Below are 18393 nucleotides of genomic sequence, written 5' to 3'. Positions count from 1 at the left end.
CAGGCGAAGCGGCTCATGCCGTTGGTCGTACCGAGCCCTCAGTGATGATGATCCTGACCATCATCGCCGGCGCCGAGGCTCATGCCGCCACCGCCCATGCCACCACCCATTCCGCCGCCGCCCTTGGCACCACCACCTTTGCCGCCGTCCTTCGCGCCATCGCCCTTGCCGCGCGAGGCCGCGACCCGGGTGGGGCCCTGTTTCGGAATGGACAGATGGGTCGGCACCGGTTCCAGGTCCAGCACCCGGCGGATAAAGTCGCGCAGCGACGCGACCAGTTCGGCCGTGTGCGTGGGCCGCCCGGCGACGAGTTCCTCCGCGGCCATTGCCGCCAGCCGCACCTGCTCCTCGGTGCCGAGCAGGATGATGTCCGACAACGCCGCCTCGACGGCGTCGCGTATCCGCCGCGAACGATCGCTGCCGGAGTCGTCGCGCCCTTCCGGCAGCTCGCGCTGCCGCAGCTCGCGCAAGTGAGCGGGATCGACCGCGAGATTGCCGGTGAAGGAACCGCCCAGCGTCTTGTACGCGGCGATCAGCGTGCGCAGGCGTTCGTTGATCTGCCGGTTCTCGCGCTCGCGCCGCTGCTGGATCGTCTGCATCGCCAGCAGACGGATGCCGACGCCGATCAGGGTGATCACCGCCAGCCCGAACAGGGTCGACAGCAGGGTCTGCCAGGAACTGAAATCCAGGTTGCGCATGGGTGGGCTCCGCAGACTCGAGGGCCCAGTCTATTGCCTCCGGCCCGCGGCCTGCAGCGTGGCGCGCCCGCCCTCAGCTTCCCGAAACGAGCTTCAATCCGATGACGCCCGCCAGGATGAGCGCGATGCAGAGCAACCGCAGCGGCGCCGCAGAATCACCCAGCACCACCATGCCGAGAATCGCGGTGCCCGCCGCACCGATGCCGGTCCACACCGCATAGGCGGTCCCCACCGGCAGGGTGCGCAGCGAGAACGAAAGAAGAAACACGCTCGACAAGCCGGTGCCCACGGTGAACAGCGCAGGCAGCCAGCGCGTGAAGCCTTCGGACCACTTCATCCCGAGGGCGAAGGCGATTTCGAAGATGCTGGCGACGCCGAGCAGTAGCCAAGCCATGAGTCATCGACTCCGTTTGTGGATTCGCCGGGTGTCGTGGCCTGGCGAATGGGGTGAGCTCCCCGTGCGCGGCAGGGCCGCGCACGGGGCCGGTTCGTCGGCGGCTCGCCTCAGGCGATCGCGGCAACCGCCGCCGGGGTCGACCGGAACGCGATGCCGAACCGGTTGAACGCGTTCATCAAGGCGATCGCATAGGTGAGATCGGCGAGCTCCCTGTCGCCGAATTCGGCGGCGACGGCCTCGTAGTCGGCATCGGGAACGCCGGTGTCGGCCGCGCGCGTCACGGTTTCCGCCCAGGCCAGTGCGCGGCGTTCGCGGGCACTGAACAGCTTGCCGGCGTCGCGCCATGCCGGCACCAGGACAAGCTTGTCCACCGCCAGTCCGGACTTGAGCAGGTCGCGGGAATGCATGTCGATGCAGTAGGCGCAGCCGTTGAGCTGGGAAACCCGCAGGTAGACGAGGTCGACCAGCTCCCTGGGCAGGCTGCTTTTCTGAAGCGTGAGGTACACCCCGCCGAAAGCCTTGTAACCCTCGGGGGCGGCCTTGGCGTAGTCGATGCGGCTGGTCATGAGGAATCCTTGCATGCGTTGATGAAGGACTTCATCGTCCTGCATCTTGGCCTACATCGTGAGAGCCATGATTGCGATTTCATGCTGGGCCATGTTCTTTCGCCCGGCCGAGTGCCGCCTTCTCACATCAGCTTCAACAGGCGCCGCGCCAGGCCTTCGGCGGTACGCCGGGAATCGATGTTCGTGAAGTTGAGCAGCAGGGCCGAGGCGCCCTTGCCGCCCACGAACCAGTCGGTCAGCGCCTCGCCGTACAGCCCCTCTTCGTGCATGCGCGCAACGAGGCGGCGGTCCGACCGTTTGCCCTGCAGGCGCAGGATCAGATGCATGCCGCCCGGCTGCGGGTCGATGCGCACATGTTTCCCCAGCACGCTCTCCAGGCCGGCGGCGGTCGCTTCCCGACGCTCGGCGTAGAGCTTGCGCATGCGCTGGACATGCCGCGCGAAGTGTCCTTCGCGCATGAAGGCCGCGACCAGCGCCTGGCTGAGCTGGGGACTGCCACCGGCGAAGGCCTGGCTGACCTGTTCGAACCGTTCGACCTGTGTTTCCGGCACGACCAGATAGGCCAGCCGGATGCCCGGAAACAGCACCTTGCTGAAGGTGCCCGCATAAAGCACCCGACCATCGCGATCCAGGCTCTTCAACGCCGGCAGGGGACGGCTGACGTAGCGGTATTCGCCGTCGTAGTCGTCCTCGACGATCCAGGAGCCGATTCGTGCCGCCCAGTCCAGCAGCGCCAGTCGTCGAGGCAGCGACAGCGACACGCACAGCGGACTCTGATGCCCCGGCGTGACCACGGCGGCGCGTGCCCGCGGCGCGCTCTTCAATCCATCGGCGACGATCATGCCCTCCCCGTCCACCGCCACCGGGACGGCCGTCATCCGCATGAGCCGCAACAACTCCCGCGTGGGCGGGTAACCGGGGTTCTCGAGCCAGACGCGATCGCCCGCCTTCAGCAGGGCGTGGGCGATCAACTCCATGCTGTGGCGGTAGCCCGACGTCACGAAGACCTGCGACGGCGAGCAGTCGATCCCCCGCGACACCTGGAGATAGGTGGCGATCTCGCCGCGCAAGTTCGGCAGGCCGCATACCGGGGGATGCACCATGTCCGGAGGCTGCATGGCGCGCACGCAGCGCGCGCCCAGGCGCGCCCAGACCTTCCGGGGAAACGCATCGAGGGCGGGCAGGCCCATCTGGAACGGCAGGATCGAATCGGGGCGGAAACTGGTCGTGGCAACACGGCTGCCGGGTCGGCGCACCGTGCCCGCCACGGGCGCCTGCAGCCGGAGGCCCGGCGTCACCACGGTGCCCGCCTGGCCGCGGGCCTGGATATAGCCCTCGGCAGCCAGCAGCGCATACGCCGTCTCGATCGTGCCTCGGGCCAGCCCCAGTTCCGTGGCCAGCACGCGCGCCGAAGGTATCCGGTCACCCGGCTTCAGCAGCCCGCTGGCGATGGCGCCCCGAAACCGGTCGTAGATCTGCCGGTAGAACGGTTCGGCCGCCGCCGGGTCCAGCGGCGAGATGGTGCGGCTTTTCGCGACGCGCATGGCTCGGTCCATTCCGCAGGTGGTTCGCGAACAAATGTACCACCGCGCGTCGCGACGGCGGCAATCATGGCCTGATCAAAATCTCCATTCATGGACCTTGGAGGCAGGCCATGCCATGCCTAGCATGAAGGCTCCATCGTGACATCACGGAAGCGGCTCATGAAAATCCTGCACGTCACCTGCAGCCCGCGCGGGCAAGACTCCGAAAGCCATCGGCTCTCGCAACGGATCATCGGATCACTGCGGCGGATCGTGCCAACGTCCACGGTGATCCGCCGGGACATCAGCGGCAACGCGCTGTCGCCCATCGACGAGGACTACGCCGTTTCCCAGCAGGCGCCGGCGGACATCTCCGACGCAGGCACGGCCGCCCGCTCCGACGAACTGATCCGTGAGCTGGAAACTTCCGACATCGTGGTGATCGGCACGCCGATGCACAACTTCACCGTTCCCGCCGCGCTGAAACTGTGGCTCGACCACGTGGTCCGGGTGCGTCGGACGTTCGATGTCGGCAGGGACGGAAAGGTGGCTCTGCTGAAGGACCGTCCGGTCTTCGTCGCGGTGTCCTCGGGTGGAAGATTCTCCGGCCCTGGCGCGCGCCAGCCGGATTTTCTCGTGCCGTATCTGCAAGCCATCCTGGGCATGATCGGGCTGCACGAGCTGACCTTCTTTTCCGTTCAGGGGACGGCGTTTGGTCCCCAGGCCGTCGCCGAAGCCCGCGCCAGGGCGGAGCAGGCCATGCAGGATCACTTCTCGACCGCGGTCCCGTCCTGCACATGAAGCCGCGCCGTGGCGGCGCCAGCGCGATCGACAGCGATCGGTCGCTCAACGTCCCTCGGCGCAGGCCTTGTGCCGGAAGCAGCCCACCAGGTGATCGTTGATCATCCCGGTGGCCTGCAGCAGCGAGTAGCAGATGGTGGTGCCCACGAAGCGGAAGCCGCGTTTCTTCAGCGTCTTGCTCATGCGGTCGGACAGTTCGGTGCTGGCCGGCACCTCGACCTGCTCGCGCCAGCGATTGCGCAGCGGCTTGCCGTCGACGAAGGACCACAGCCAGACGTCCAGACTGCCGAATTCCCCGATCACCTTCTGCGCGGCGACGGCGTTGTCGCGGACCGAGGAGATCTTGAGGCGGTTGCGGATGATGCCGGGATCGAGCAGGCATTTTTCCAGCTCGCGATCGGTCATCGCAGCCACCCGGGCGATCTCGAAGTCGTGGAAGGCCTTGCGGTAGTTGTCGCGCTTGTTGAGCACGGTGCGCCACGACAGGCCGGCCTGGGCACCTTCCAGGCAGAGGAACTCGAACAGGCCGCGGTCGTCGTGCAGCGGCGTGCCCCATTCGGTGTCGTGGTAGTCGCGCATCAGGGCGTCGCCGGCGGCGGCCCATTGGCAACGGTGCGGTTCGGTGGTCCTGGTCATGGCTGGCTTGTGCTCACGAGGTGCCGCACAAGCTAACCCAGCCCGCTAGACTTGTCGCCCCATCCGCGCCCGGTTTCCCATGTCGCCCTCGCCCTCACGCGGCGCACTGTCCGCGCTGTTCGTCACCATCCTGATCTGGGCGTACAGCTGGGTCGTGATGAAACAGGTGCTGGCGTATGCCGGCCCGTTCCATTTCGCGGCGCTGCGTTACCTGCTCGGTGCTGCCGTGCTGTTCGGCGCGCTGCTGCTGTCGCGGCAATCGCTGCGGCCACCGCCGCTGTTGCCCACCCTGCTGATCGGCCTGTGCCAGACCACCGCGTTCCAGGGGCTGGAGCAATGGGCGCTGATCGGCGGCGGCGCCGGGCATGTGGCCCTGCTCGCCTACACCATGCCGTTCTGGGCGGTGCTGCTGGCCTGGCTGGTGCTGGGCGACCGGCCCACGCGACGCCACTGGATCGGCGTGGGGCTGGCGGCGATCGGGCTGCTCTGCATCATCGAACCGTGGCATGACCTGGGCAGCGCGCTGAGCACCACGCTGGCGATCGCCGGCGGCGCGGCCTGGGCGGCCGGCACGGTGCTCAGCAAGCGGATGTTCCAGCGGCACGCGCCGTCGGTGCTCAACCTCACCGCGTGGCAGATGCTGCTGGGCGGCATGGTGCTGGGCGCGATCGCGCTGGCGGTGCCGGAGCGGGCGATCGAGTGGAACGCGGCCTTCGTCGCAGGACTGGCCTACAGCGTGCTGCTGGCCTCCAGCCTGGCCTGGTGGCTGTGGTCGATCGTGCTGCAGCGGCTGCCGACCACGGTGGCCAGCATTTCCAGCCTGGGCGTGCCGATCGTCAGCGTGCTGCTGGCCTGGCTGATCCTGCACGAGCAGCCGTCGATGATGGAGCTGCTCGGCATCGTGTTCGTGCTGGCCGGGCTGGTGGCGGTCAGCGGCGTGGGTGCGAAACGCCGCGCCTGATCACCACGGCAACGCGGCGAGATCCACGTTGCCACCGGTCAGCACCACGCCGACGCGCTTGCCGGCGAAGCGTTGCGGCTGCTGCAGGATCGCCGCCAGCACGGTGGCGCTGGACACTTCCACCACCTGCTTCAGCTCGGTCCACAGCAACTGCATGGCCGCGATGGTCTCCGCGTCGCTGACCGTGATCACCTCGACATGATGAGCGCGCAGCGCGTCGAGGTTGCGCTCGCCGATCAGGGCGCGCAGGCCGTCGCAGACGGTGTCGGGCACCACGCTGGTGACCCGCGTGCCCTGGGCCAGCGAACGCGCCGCGTCGTCGGCGCCCAGCGGCTCGGCGCCGAACAGCGCCAGCGCGGGGTCGAGGCCGTGGGCGGCGATCGCCACGCCACTGGCCAGGCCGCCACCACCGACCGGGGTGATCAGCGCGTCCAGCGCGCCGGCCTGCTGCAGCAGTTCGAGGGCGAGCGTGCCCTGCCCGGCCATCACCCGCGTGTCGGCATACGGATGCACCAGCTCGGCGCCGGTGTCGCGCTGCACTTCGGCGCACTTCGCCTCGCGGGCCGCCTGGGTCGGCGCGCAGCGATGCAGGATCGCGCCGGCGCGCTCGATCGCCTCCAGCTTGGCGCGCACCGCGCCTTCGGGCACCACCACATGGGCGGCGATGCCGCGGGTGGCTGCGGCCAGCGCCAGCGCGTTGCCGTGGTTGCCGGAGGAATGGGTGACCACGCCGCGCGCCGCCGTGGCGTCGTCGAGCGACCACACGGCATTGCAGGCGCCGCGGAACTTGAACGCGCCGCCACGCTGCAGGTGCTCGCCCTTGAAGTGCAGCTCGGCGTTGGCCAGCGCATCGAGCCGGGCGCTGCGCAGGACCGGGGTGGGTCGCGCGTGCGGGGCGATGCGCGCGGCGGCATCGCGGATGTCGTCGAAACACGGCAGGGCATCTTTCACGATTCGATCTCCACGCCACAGCGGAAAATGCGCTCGGCGCCCGGCTCCAGCCGGATCGCCGCGGCGCATTCGGGACGGTTGAAGGCGTCGGCCATGCATTCCATCGGCTCCAGCGCGATCGCGCGGCGCGCATCGCGGCTCACCGTGTCGGCGGTGAACGCGTGCATCACGCCGCGCTCCTGCCACACCGTGACGGCGAAGCCGCTGGCCGGATCGACCAGGCGGGTGCGGATGCGGCCATCGGCGTCGGCCGCCAGGTCGGTATAGCCCTGGTCGAGGATGCTGTCGCCGATCAGCCGCGGCCGACGGAAATCCAGCGCCGGCGCATCGTCCAGCGGCACATGCGCCTCGGCGCCGGCCAGCGCGATCAGGTCGGCGCCGGTGCGGATCAGGGTCTGCGCGGGAATCTGCAGCTGCCAGTCGTCGACCTCGCCATCGGCCACGCGGAAGTATGGGTGCCAGCCGAAGAAGCACGGCGCCGCGCTGTCGCCGACGTTGCGCATGACGGCCTCCAGGCCGAGTCCGGCGTAGTCGAGGGTGAACGTCACCGCCAGGTCGATCGCGTGCGGATAGCCCGGCTGCGGGCGGATCGCGCTGGTGCGCAGGGTGACCCGGGCGGCATCGTCGTCCGCACCCAGATCGGCGACCTCGAACACCGCGTCGCGCACGAAGCCGTGGCGGCTGGCCCGATCGGCACCGCTGACGCCCGGATCGAGATCCTGCGGCTGGCCGTCGAAGTCATAGCGCGCATCGGCGATGCGGCCGGCGAACGGCACCATGATCGCGAAGCGCGAACCCGGCCGGTGCACGATCTCGCTGGCGTCTTCATAGCCGGCGGCGAGGTCGCGGGTTGTGCCGTCGACATCGGCCTCGAAGCTGAGCAGGGCCGCACCACGTCGCGCGATGCGGATGCAGCGGCCGCCATCGACGTCCGTCAGCACCACGATGTCCTGATCGCCAAGGCGGCTGAGCCGGGCGGTGTAGCGCGTCGCACCCATGGGATTTTCCTGTGGTTTAACAGGTGCATGGTATCCTTTTCGATCCCCACGCCCCATCTCTATCCCATGCATGCACTCCCCGAGCAAGCCGCCCCGGCCTTGATCCGTCTTTGCGACTACCGTGCGCCAGCCTGGCGCGTGGAGACGGTCGAACTGGATTTCGACCTCGGCATCGACGCCAGCGAACTGTGTTCGCGCCTGCGCCTGCGCCGCGACCCCGCCCAGGACGCGCCGCTGCGCCTGGATGGCGAGGACCTGCAGCTGCTGTCGATCAGCCTGGATGGCGTGCCGTTGCCCGCCACCGCCTACCGCTACGCCGACAACGTGCTGGAAGTCGACGGCGCCCGCGACGGCAGCGTGCTGGAGACCCGCGTGCGGCTGCGCCCGGCGGCGAACACCGCACTGGAAGGCCTGTACCTGTCCGGCTCGCGCGAGGCCGGCTTCCTGTTGACCCAGTGCGAGGCCGAGGGCTTCCGCCACATCACCTTCTTCCCCGACCGGCCCGACGTGCTGTCCAGCTACACGGTCACCCTGCGCGCCGATCGCGCGCGCTTCCCGGTGCTGCTGGCCGGCGGCAATCCGGATGGCGCCGGCGAGCTGGAGGGCGGCCGGCACTGGGCGCGCTTCGTCGATCCGCATCCCAAGCCGAGCTACCTGTTCGCCCTGGTCGCGGGCCGGCTGGAGGTGATCGAGCGCGACTACGTCACCGCCGACGGCCGCGCGGTGCAGCTGAAGATCTGGGCCGAGCCCGACGCGATCGATCGCTGCCACTACGCGATGGACGCGCTGGAGCGCTCGATGCGCTGGGACGAGCAGGCCTACGGCCGCAACTACGACCTGGACGTGTTCCACGTGGTCGCCACCCACGACTTCAACATGGGCGCGATGGAGAACAAGGGCCTCAACATCTTCAACGCGAAGTGCCTGCTGGCCGATCCGGATTCGACCACCGACGACGAATACCGCCACGTCGAGGCGGTGGTCGCCCACGAGTATTTCCACAACTGGAGCGGCAACCGCGTCACCTGCCGCGACTGGTTCCAGCTGAGCCTGAAGGAAGGGCTCACCGTGTTCCGCGAGCAGAGCTTCTCGGCCGACATGAACTCGGCGCCGCTGAAGCGGATCGAGGACGTGTCGCTGCTGCGTCGCGCCCAGTTCCCCGAAGACGCCGGCCCGCTGGCGCATCCGGTGCGCCCGGCGCAGTACAGCGAGATCAACAATTTCTATACCGCCACCGTCTACGAGAAGGGCTCGGAACTGGTGCGCATGCTGGCCGGCGCGCTGGGCCAGGACGGCTTCCGCCGCGGCATGGACCGGTATTTCGAGCGCAACGACGGGCGCGCCGCCACGATCGAGGACTTCCTCGCCGCGCTGGGCGAGGCCAACGACACCGACCTCTCCCCGTACCTGGCCTGGTACGGCCAGGCCGGCACGCCGCGACTGAAGGCTCACGGCCAGTACGACGCAGCCGCGCATACCTACACGCTGAGCCTGGGCCAGCGCGCGCCCGGCGGCAACGGCACGGAGGCACGGCCGCCGCTGCCGATCCCGGTGAAGCTGGCGTTGTTCACCCGCCACGGCGACATGCTGCCCCTGCATCTGGACGGCCAGACGTCCGGACCATCGAACGAGATGGTGGTGGTGCTGGACCAGGCCGAACGGGACTTCGTGTTCACCAACGTGATCACCGCGCCGGTGCCGTCGCTGCTGCGGGGCTTTTCCGCGCCGGTGGTGCTGGAGTGCGACTACGCACCGGATGAGCTGGCCCTGCTGCTGGCCCACGACATCGACGGCTTCAACCGCTGGGAAGCCGGCCAGCAACTGGCGGCGCGTGCCTACGAGAACCTGCGCGACGGCAACGCGTCCGACGCCTTGCTGGCCTGGTGCGATGCGCTGGCCTCGCTGTTCGGCAACGCCACGATCGACGACGCCTTGCTGGCCGACCTGCTGACTCCGCCGGGCGAGGTGGAACTGGCCGAGCGCGAGTCGGCGATCGATCCGCAGCGCATTCACCAGTTGCGCCAGGAACTGCAGCAGCGGCTGGCCGCGCGCCTGGGCGCCGACGCCCTGCGCCAGCGCTACGTCGCGCTGGCCGCGCACACCAGCATCGCGCTGGACGCCGTCAGCCAGGCGCGTCGCCGGCTCAAGCGCCGCGTGCTGGAGTTGCTGGCCTTGCTGGACCGTGACGGCGCGGCCGAGCTGGCGGCCGCGCAGTTCCGCGACGCGCCGGGGATGACCGATCGCCTCGCCGCGCTGTCCGTGCTGGTGCGCAGTGGCGCGCCGCAGGCGTCCGCAGCCCTGCTCGAATACCGCGCACGTCATGCCGGCGATGCGCTGGCGCTGGACAAGTGGTTTGCGGTGCAGGCGCAATTGCCGGGCGAGCCCGCGCTGGAGCGCGTGCAACTGCTGGAGCGCGACGACGCGTTCACGCTGAAGAATCCGAACCGGGTGCAGTCGCTACTGGGTGCGTTCGTGCGCAACAACCCCAGCGGCTTCCATCGCATCGATGGTGCCGGCTATCGCCTGCTGGCCGAGCGCCTGGTGTCGCTGGATGCGCTGAACCCGCAAGTCGCGGCGCGACTGGCCACGGCGTTCAACGGCTGGCAGCGGCTGGAGCCGCGGCGGCGCGAGGCGGCGCGGACGGTGATCGTGGAGCTGTCGGCGCATCGCGGGCTGTCCCGCAATCTCGCCGAAATCATCGGCAGCGTGTTGAATCACTGACCGTCGACGGGGTGCCGCGCAGTGGGGCTGCCCCGGTATCTCGCCCTGCGGTGCGTGGTGGTGTCACCACGCACGTGGGCGGGTTCTTCATTCAGACGGCCAGATGATCGAGCGCATCCAGCAGGCTCTGCATGCGCGATTCCAGGTCGGGCTGCAGCGCGTCACGCTCGCTGTCATTGCGGTCATACAGCTCGTCGATGTCCATTTCGACCTGGCCCAGTTCGACCAGCAGGTCATGATGCGGATAGACGGGTTGGAAATCGAAGCTCATGTCCATGACATATCCCCTTCGTGGTTGGTAGCAAAGGGAATGCAACCGCCATGCCATGTGTGATGCTCGTCACAGTTTTTCCGGGCATGGATCACACGACTGACGCAGCACGTCATCAGCTGCCGCGGTCCGGCACAAAATTCCTTTTCAGTCACCCTTTGTTCACGCATTTTCGGTGACTATCGACCCGCACCACGAGACGGCAGACGCTGCTTTCGTTTCAGCGAATTTCCGGTTTCTGGCGTTCGGCAATACGGTCATCCTGGATTCCCCCTGTTCCTGAGACCGCCGAGCGCCAGATCTAAAAGCACGAGGCCCCGCGGCTACCACCGCGGGGCCTCGTCATTTGGGCGATCCGGCCAGTGCGCACGGCAGTTCGGACCGCACAAAAGACGACGGCACCCCGAAGGGTGCCGTCTTGCTTCCTTTCCCGGTACGCGATCGAACCCCTGTCAGTTCGATCTCGGCGCGCGTAGTCGCGCAGCGTCTGCCCTGGAAAGTGCTGACGCAGTCTAAGCAGGAAGCGTGCCATCCATCGGTTTCGGCTCACAAACCCTTGATGGCGTTACCATGTCGCCCCGTTTCGTCACTTTCTGCACGCTCAGGTCAGTTTGATGCACCACCCGACCCGTTACGACGTCATCGTGATCGGCGGCGGCCATGCCGGCACCGAAGCCGCGCTGGCCGCCGCCCGCACGGGCGCGCGCACCCTGCTGCTCAGCCACAACATCGAGACGATCGGCCAGATGAGCTGCAACCCGGCCATCGGTGGCATCGGCAAGGGCCACCTGGTCAAGGAGATCGACGCGCTGGGCGGTGCCATGGCGCATGCGGCCGACCGCGCCGGCATCCAGTGGCGGACCTTGAACGCGTCGAAAGGCCCGGCGGTCCGCGCCACGCGCTGCCAGGCCGACCGCGCCCTGTACAAGGCGGCGATCCGCTACCTCGTGGAAACCCAGCCCAATCTCGAATTGTTCCAGCAGGCGGTGGACGACCTGATCATCGAAGGGGGACGCGTCTGCGGGGTGGTCACCCAGATGGGCCTCACGTTCAACACCCGCAGCGTGGTGCTCACTGCGGGCACCTTCCTCGCCGGCAAGATCCACATCGGTCAGGCGCAGTACGCGGGTGGTCGCGCGGGCGATCCGCCGGCCAGCACGCTGGCGCAAAAGCTGCGTGAACTGCCGGTGGCCGCCGACCGCCTGAAGACCGGCACGCCGCCGCGGATCGATCTGCGCAGCATCGATTTCAGCGGTCTCGACGAACAGCCCGGCGACACGCCGGCGCCGGTATTCTCCTACCTCGGCTCGCGCGACGAGCATCCGCGCCAGGTCAGCTGCTGGATCACGCATACCTCCGAGCGCACGCACGAGATCATCCGCGGCGCGCTGGACCGCTCGCCGCTGTACACCGGCCAGATCGAGGGCGTGGGCCCGCGCTATTGCCCGTCGATCGAAGACAAGGTGGTGCGCTTCGCCGAGAAGTCCTCCCACCAGATCTTCATCGAGCCGGAAGGGCTGGACACGTTCGAGATCTACCCGAACGGCATCTCCACCTCGCTGCCGTACGACGTGCAGCTGGCCCTGGTGCAATCGATCAAGGGTTTCGAGCACGCCCACATCACCCGTCCCGGCTACGCGATCGAGTACGACTACTTCGACCCGCGCGGCCTGAACCCGTGGCTGGAGACCAAGGCGATCCCCGGCCTGTACTTCGCCGGCCAGATCAACGGCACCACCGGATACGAGGAAGCCGCCGCGCAAGGCCTGATCGCCGGCCTCAACGCGGCACTGTCGGTGCAGGGCAAGGCGCCGTGGTATCCGCGCCGCGACGAGGCGTACATCGGCGTACTGATCGACGACCTCACCAGCAACGGCACCATCGAGCCCTACCGCATGTTCACCTCGCGCGCCGAGTACCGGCTGCATCTGCGCGAGGACAACGCCGATCTGCGCCTCACCGAACGGGGTTTCGAGCTGGGCGTGGTGGCGCAGGCGCGCTTCGATGCCCTGCGCGCCAAGCGCGACGCGGTGGAGCGCGAACTGCAGCGACTCGGCTCGCTGTGGATCTCGCCGACGAATGCGCTGGGCGCGGCCGTGCAGCGGCAGCTCGGCATCACGGTCACCCGCGAGACCAGCGCGACCGACTTGCTGCGCCGCCCCGAACTCGACTACGCCAGGCTTGCCGAGGTCGCCGAACTGGGCCCGACGCTGACCGCCGAGGATGTCGTGGCGCAGGTCGAGGTGCAGGTGAAGTACGCCGGCTACCTCGAGCGCCAGCGCGAGGAGATTGAGCGCCAGCGACGCCAGGAGCACCTGCCGATCCCGGCCGGGTTCGACTACGACAAGGTGCGCGGGCTGTCCGCCGAAGTGCTGCTGAAGCTCAAGCGTTCGCTGCCGGCCACCGTCGGCCAGGCCGCCCGCGTCAGCGGCGTGACGCCCGCCGCGATTTCGCTGCTGCTGGTGCACCTGAAGCGCCGCAACGCGGCCTGAGCTTGCGGCAATCGCGGCCGCTCATGGCATCATGCCCACTTTGACCAGCATGGGGAGTGCGCAATGGAGATCTGGATCGGCCGCGACGGTGAACGACATGGCCCCTACAAGGAAGAAGACGTGCGCCAGTGGCTGCGCAGCGGCCAGGTCAGCCCGGCCGACCTGGCCTGGTACGAAGGCCTCGCCGACTGGCAACCGCTATCGGTGCTGTTTCCCGACGCGGTGAACGCGGTACCTGCGGCCGCCGCAGGCAGCAACCCATACGCCGCACCTGCTGCACCGCTGCTGCCGCAGACCACGGCCGCCGCGCTGGAAGACTATGCCGGCTTCTGGAAGCGCTTCGCCGCCTACATCCTCGACGCGATCATCCTGTACATCCCGCAGATGCTGATCGAGAAGGCGTTCGGTGGCACCGCGGCGAAGGCCGCGCTGCAGCAGGCGATCCTCGATGGTGCCGGCAACCCTGACGCGATGATGGCGGCCAACGCGCATTACTACGGCACGATGTGGCCGGCGATGCTGCTGATCCTGGTGATGGGCATCCTCTACTTCGTGGTTTGCGAAAGTTCGGCCTGGCAGGGCACGGTGGGCAAGCTGGCGCTGGGCATCCGGGTCACCGACCTGGACGGCAACCGGATCAGCTTCCTGAAGGCACTGGGCCGCTATTTCGCCAAGTTCCTCAGCGCGATCATTCTCGGCGTCGGCTTCCTGATGGCCGGCTGGACCCAGCGCAAGCAGGGCCTGCACGACATGATCTGCGGCACCCTGGTGCTGAACGGCCGCGCCAGCGAGTTCAACGGCGCGCCCGCCGGCAAGAAGAACAATTCGTTCAACGCGTGATCCTGGCCTGAATCAGGACAGCAGCGGCGCCGCGGTCGATCCGCGGCGCCGTTTTGTTTGGCGGGACAGCGCCCTCGGGATCACTTGTTATCATCGAGGGTCAGTCCCGTTTATCCGGCGCCGCGCGCCGTTGCAAGGAATCGAAAGTCGCTCATGCAAAGCATCGAACAACGCATCGCCACCGATATCGCCGCCAGCACCGCCCAGGTCCGCGCCGCGGTCGAACTGCTCGACGGCGGCGCCACCGTGCCGTTCATCGCGCGCTATCGCAAGGAGGTCACCGGCGGCCTCGATGACACCCAGCTGCGCCTGTTGGAAGAACGCCTGCGCTACCTGCGCGAGCTGGAAGAACGTCGCGCGGCGATCCTCGCCAGCGTCGAGGAACAGGGCAAGCTCGACGACACGTTGAAGGCCGACCTGCTCGCCGCCGACACCAAGGCGCGGCTGGAAGACCTGTACCTGCCGTTCAAGCCCAAGCGCCGCACCAAGGCGCAGATCGCCCGCGAGGCGGGGCTGGAACCGCTGGCGCTGGGCCTGCGCGACGATCCCACGCTGACCCCGGAAGCGTTCGCCGAGTCCTTCGTCGACGCGGAGAAAGGCATCGCCGACGTGCGCGCGGCGCTGGATGGCGCCCGCGCGATCCTGATGGAATCGATCGCCGAAGACGCCCACCTGGTCGGCGAGCTGCGCGACTGGCTGTGGACGCAGGGGCAGATCCGCGCGACCGTGGTCGAGGGCAAGCAGAACGAGGGCGCGAAGTTCCGCGACTACTTCGACCACGTCGAACCGATCGGCAAGATTCCCTCGCATCGCTTGCTGGCACTGATGCGCGCCCGCAACGAAGGCGTGATCGAGATCGAGCTGGCACCCGCCGCCGACAGCGAGCAGGGCCACGCCGAAGCCGAGGGCCGGGTGGCGGCGCACGCGAACATCCACAACCGCGGCCGCGCCGCCGATGCCTGGCTGCGCGAAACCGTGCGCCTGACCTGGCGCGTGAAGCTGCACCTGCACCTCACCCTCGACCTGTTCGGGCGCGTGCGTGAAGGTGCCGAGGACGAGGCGATCCGGGTGTTCGGCGACAACCTGAAGGACCTGATGCTGGCCGCCCCGGCGGGCGCGAAGACGGTGATGGGGCTGGACCCCGGTATCCGCACCGGCTGCAAGGTCGCCGTGGTCGACGCGACCGGCAAGGTCCTCGCCACCGATACCATTTACCCGCTGGAGCCGAAGCGGCAGTGGAACGAATCGCTGGCCTCGCTGGCCCGGCTGTGCAAGCAGCATCACGTCGACCTGATCTCGATCGGCAACGGCACCGGCTCGCGCGAGACCGACAAGCTGGCCGGCGAACTGATCAAGGGCCTGGCCAAGGCCGACGCCTCGCACACGATCGCCAAGATCGTGGTGAGCGAGGCGGGCGCCTCGGTGTATTCGGCGTCCGAAACCGCCGCCAGGGAATTCCCCGACCTCGACGTCACCCTGCGCGGCGCGGTGTCGATCGCCCGCCGCCTGCAGGACCCGCTGGCCGAGCTGGTGAAGATCGAGCCGAAGGCGATCGGCGTGGGCCAGTACCAGCACGACGTGAACCAGATCAAGCTGGCCCGCGCGCTGGATGCCCGCGTCGAGGATTGCGTCAATGCCGTCGGCGTGGACGTCAACACCGCCTCGGCCGCCCTGCTGTCCCGCGTCGCCGGCCTCAGCGCCAGCGTCGCCGAGAACGTGGTCAAGCACCGCGACGCCAACGGTCCGTTCGCCAACCGCAAGGCGCTGCTGAAAGTGCCGCGGCTGGGCGACAAGGCATTCGAGCAATGCGCGGGTTTCCTGCGCGTGCCGAACGGCGACAATCCGCTGGACGCCAGCTCGGTGCATCCGGAAGCCTATCCGGTGGTCGAGCGGATCATCGCCCAGTGCGGCCGCGAGGTGCGCAACATCATCGGCGACACCGGCTTCCTGCGCGGGCTGAAGGTCGAACAGTTCACCGACGAGAAATTCGGCGTGCCGACCGTGCGCGACATCCTCAAGGAACTGGAGAAGCCCGGCCGCGATCCGCGCCCGGAATTCGTGGCGCCGAGCTTCGCCGAAGGCGTCGAGGACGTGAAGGATCTCCGGCCGGGCATGATCCTCGAAGGCCGCGTCACCAACGTGGCGGCGTTCGGTGCCTTCGTCGACATCGGCGTGCACCAGGACGGCCTGGTCCATGTCTCGGCGCTGTCGCATACCTTCGTCAAGGACCCGCGCGACGCGGTAAAGGCCGGGGACATCGTCAAGGTCAAGGTGATGGAAGTCGACCTGCCGCGCCAGCGCATCGGCCTCAGCATGCGGCTGGACGACGAACCCGGACAGACGCGCGAGCGCGGCGCCGGCGCAGCGGAAGGCCGCGGACCACGCGATGGCCGTCCGCCCAGCCGTGGCGGCCTGCCCAAACCCACGCCACCACCCGCCAGCGGCGCCTTTGCGGATGCTTTTGCGAAGGCTCGCAAGAACTGACGTCGATGGTGCAGCCGCAGGCTTTCCGTTACTTTAGTGAAATATCTACGCGGTCCTTCCGGGGCCGCTACTCCAGGAGTCCACGCATGCTTCGCACACGTCATCTGGCCGGCGCGATCGCCGCCGCCATGCTGCTGGCCAACGCCGCGCAGGCCACCGATCGCTCCACGTTCAACCATGTCGTGGTGTTCGGCGACAGCCTCAGTGATGCGGGCAACCTGCCCAACACCGCCGGCGCGTACGACAAGTTCACCACCAATCCCGGCCAGGTCACCGTGCAGAACGTGGCCGACCAGCTGGGCCTCGACCTGCAGCCATCCCGCTTGGGCGGCAGCGACTACGCCTACGGCGGCGCGGGCATCACCACCAACAGCGATCCGGCGCCGCAGATCCAGACCATCACCCAGCAGGTCAACGGTTACCTGGCCAACGGCGCCAGGGCCGATCCGCACAGCCTGTACATGATCTGGGGCGGCGCGAACGACATCTTCTATCACTCCACCCAGTACGGCGTGGGCGTGGTCATCCCCGGTTACGGCGAAACCCTGCAGCAGGCGACGACGAACATCAACGCCGCGGCCACCCAGGAAGTGGCGCTGATCAACCAGCTGAAACAGGCCGGCGCCCAGCACCTGGTGGTGTTCAACCTGCCCAACATCGGCGCCACCCCGTCGGCCCGGGCGAACGAGGCCCTGGTGCCGGGCATCAGCGGCGTGCTTACCGACGTGTCGCAGTCCTACAACCAGATCCTCAATGCGGGCCTGGGCGACCACACGCTGGCAGTGAATGCCTACGCGCTGTTCGACCAGGTGCTGGCCGATCCGGGCAAGTATGGTTTCGTAAACGTCACCACGCCGGCCTGCACCACGTCCAGCTCCCACGACTGCGACGGCACGACCCTGGTCGCCGCCGGCGCGGACCAGAACTATCTGTTCGCCGACGGCGTCCACCCCACGACCGCTGCGCACCGGATGCTCGGCCAGGTGGTGTCGTCCGAACTGGCCGCGCCGCAGCAGGTCTCCCTGCTCGGTGAAGCACCGTTGTCCGCGATCACCGCCTATGGCCGTGCCCTGCACAACCAGATCCTGCAGGACAGCCTGGGCGAAGGCACCCGCGCCTTCGTCAACATCGACTATGCCCAGCAGCGTTTCGACGCCAGCCCCAGCTCGCCGTCGGTGAACAGCGACAACGCGCACTTCACGCTGGGCTACGACATGCGCGTCAACGAGAACCTGTCCGCCGGCGTGGCGCTGGGCATCGCCCGCGACACCGCGCACATGAACGGCGGCGGCGGCTACCACCTGGTCGACTACTCGGGCCTGGGCTATGTGACGTGGCAGGCCGGCGGCGGCTACGTGGGCGGCATCGTCCATTACGGCCAATCCGACTTCAAGCACATCGAGCGCAACTTCCAGGTCGGCGCGGCGCGCATCAGCGAAGTCGGCAACACCGACGGCTCGCACGTCGGTGCCAACATCAACGGCGGCTGGTGGTTCAGTTTCGACGACATCCGCACCGGCCCGTTCGCCAGCTTCGAATGGCAGGACGCGAAGGTCGACGGCTATGCCGAAATCGGCAGCGACGCCACCGCCATGTGGTTCGGCAAGCAGCGCCGGCGCGCCTTGCTGGGCAGCATCGGCTGGCGGCTGCAAGGTCAGTGGCAGGTGGCCAACCTGGTCATGTCGCCTTACGCCGAACTGGCCTGGACGCGCGACAGCAAGGCCGACTCCGTGCGCGCGATCAGCACCGGCCTGAACACCATGAACGGCTCGTTCTCGATGGTCGGCTTCGTCCCGGACAAGGCCTGGGGCACGGTCGACCTGGGGCTGTCCGCCCAGCTCACCCCGAAGGTGACCAGCTGGATCGGCTACAACGCCCGCTTCAGCGATACCAGCCAGCGATACAACGCCTTCAACATGGGCTTCCGGATCAAGTTCTGAGAGGTTGTGATTTTTTCAACCTCGAAGCCCGGCCATGGATGGTCGGACGTGGATGGCCGGACGTGGATCGGTCACGCAAGTGACTGATTCACGTGAGCACGTCCGGGCATGTAC

The 18393-nt window shown here is 68.1% G+C and carries 15 protein-coding genes; 7 read left to right on the top strand and 8 right to left on the bottom strand.

Going from position 1 to position 18393, the window contains the following annotated elements:
• Window positions 1-38: 38 nt before the first annotated feature.
• From ASD82_RS05450 to ASD82_RS05435, 4 genes are all read right to left on the bottom strand, one after another.
• The gene (locus tag ASD82_RS05450; protein WP_056716602.1) at window positions 39-698 is read right to left on the bottom strand and encodes a hypothetical protein; all 660 of its coding nucleotides are present in this window, start codon (window positions 696-698) and stop codon (window positions 39-41) included.
• A gap of 73 nt (window positions 699-771) precedes the next feature.
• Complete coding sequence (locus ASD82_RS05445) at window positions 772-1092, bottom strand: multidrug efflux SMR transporter (RefSeq protein ID WP_056716599.1); 321 nt, start codon at window positions 1090-1092, stop codon at window positions 772-774.
• 110 nt (window positions 1093-1202) lie between these two features.
• Window positions 1203-1706 carry a carboxymuconolactone decarboxylase family protein gene (locus tag ASD82_RS05440; protein WP_235580640.1) on the bottom strand — a complete coding sequence of 168 codons (504 nt, stop codon included), beginning with the start codon at window positions 1704-1706 and terminating at the stop codon, window positions 1203-1205.
• A gap of 77 nt (window positions 1707-1783) precedes the next feature.
• Complete coding sequence (locus ASD82_RS05435) at window positions 1784-3205, bottom strand: PLP-dependent aminotransferase family protein (protein WP_056716594.1); 1422 nt, start codon at window positions 3203-3205, stop codon at window positions 1784-1786.
• 159 nt (window positions 3206-3364) lie between these two features.
• On the opposite strand from ASD82_RS05435, the gene ASD82_RS05430 reads away from it, so the two are divergent.
• A complete protein-coding gene (locus tag ASD82_RS05430; protein WP_056716591.1) occupies window positions 3365-3985 on the top strand; it encodes an NAD(P)H-dependent oxidoreductase in 621 nt (206 codons plus the stop codon).
• A 45-nt stretch (window positions 3986-4030) separates the two neighbouring features.
• Here ASD82_RS05430 and ASD82_RS05425 read toward each other — a convergent pair whose 3' ends face one another.
• Complete coding sequence (locus ASD82_RS05425) at window positions 4031-4621, bottom strand: DNA-3-methyladenine glycosylase I (protein WP_056716587.1); 591 nt, start codon at window positions 4619-4621, stop codon at window positions 4031-4033.
• Between the two features lie 79 nt (window positions 4622-4700).
• Between ASD82_RS05425 and ASD82_RS05420 the strand changes: the two genes are divergently transcribed.
• Window positions 4701-5582 carry a DMT family transporter gene (locus tag ASD82_RS05420; protein WP_056716583.1) on the top strand — a complete coding sequence of 294 codons (882 nt, stop codon included), beginning with the start codon at window positions 4701-4703 and terminating at the stop codon, window positions 5580-5582.
• Here the strand turns inward: ASD82_RS05420 and ASD82_RS05415 are convergent, their stop codons facing one another.
• Both ASD82_RS05415 and ASD82_RS05410 read right to left on the bottom strand, forming a co-directional pair.
• Window positions 5583-6536 carry a pyridoxal-phosphate dependent enzyme gene (locus tag ASD82_RS05415; protein WP_200950234.1) on the bottom strand — a complete coding sequence of 318 codons (954 nt, stop codon included), beginning with the start codon at window positions 6534-6536 and terminating at the stop codon, window positions 5583-5585. It abuts the gene before it with no gap.
• The gene (locus tag ASD82_RS05410) at window positions 6530-7531 is read right to left on the bottom strand and encodes an aldose epimerase (protein ID WP_056716578.1); all 1002 of its coding nucleotides are present in this window, start codon (window positions 7529-7531) and stop codon (window positions 6530-6532) included. The genes ASD82_RS05415 and ASD82_RS05410 overlap by 7 nt, the downstream gene beginning before the upstream one ends.
• A gap of 66 nt (window positions 7532-7597) precedes the next feature.
• On the opposite strand from ASD82_RS05410, the gene pepN reads away from it, so the two are divergent.
• Entirely contained in the window at window positions 7598-10252 is a 2655-nt protein-coding gene (gene pepN / locus ASD82_RS05405) for an aminopeptidase N (protein WP_056716575.1), read from the top strand.
• Window positions 10253-10343: 91 nt separating this feature from the next.
• Here pepN and ASD82_RS05400 read toward each other — a convergent pair whose 3' ends face one another.
• Window positions 10344-10523 carry a hypothetical protein gene (locus ASD82_RS05400; RefSeq protein ID WP_235577698.1) on the bottom strand — a complete coding sequence of 60 codons (180 nt, stop codon included), beginning with the start codon at window positions 10521-10523 and terminating at the stop codon, window positions 10344-10346.
• Window positions 10524-11137: 614 nt separating this feature from the next.
• Between ASD82_RS05400 and mnmG the strand changes: the two genes are divergently transcribed.
• From mnmG to ASD82_RS05380, 4 genes are all read left to right on the top strand, one after another.
• On the top strand, window positions 11138-13015 hold the full coding sequence (gene mnmG / locus ASD82_RS05395) for a tRNA uridine-5-carboxymethylaminomethyl(34) synthesis enzyme MnmG (protein ID WP_056716572.1): 1878 nt from the start codon (window positions 11138-11140) through the stop codon (window positions 13013-13015).
• A gap of 63 nt (window positions 13016-13078) precedes the next feature.
• Window positions 13079-13855, top strand: coding sequence for an RDD family protein (locus ASD82_RS05390; protein ID WP_056716569.1), 777 nt, complete (start codon window positions 13079-13081; stop codon window positions 13853-13855).
• Between the two features lie 153 nt (window positions 13856-14008).
• On the top strand, window positions 14009-16339 hold the full coding sequence (locus tag ASD82_RS05385; RefSeq protein WP_056716564.1) for a Tex family protein: 2331 nt from the start codon (window positions 14009-14011) through the stop codon (window positions 16337-16339).
• A gap of 86 nt (window positions 16340-16425) precedes the next feature.
• A complete protein-coding gene (locus ASD82_RS05380; RefSeq protein ID WP_056716560.1) occupies window positions 16426-18279 on the top strand; it encodes an autotransporter domain-containing protein in 1854 nt (617 codons plus the stop codon).
• The last annotated feature ends 114 nt before the right edge of the window (window positions 18280-18393 follow it).

This window comes from Rhodanobacter sp. Root179 (genome assembly GCF_001428465.1).
Taxonomy (GTDB): domain Bacteria; phylum Pseudomonadota; class Gammaproteobacteria; order Xanthomonadales; family Rhodanobacteraceae; genus Rhodanobacter.
Note: the sequence above shows the minus strand (reverse complement) of the source record. Positions and strands in the feature narration are given on the sequence as shown.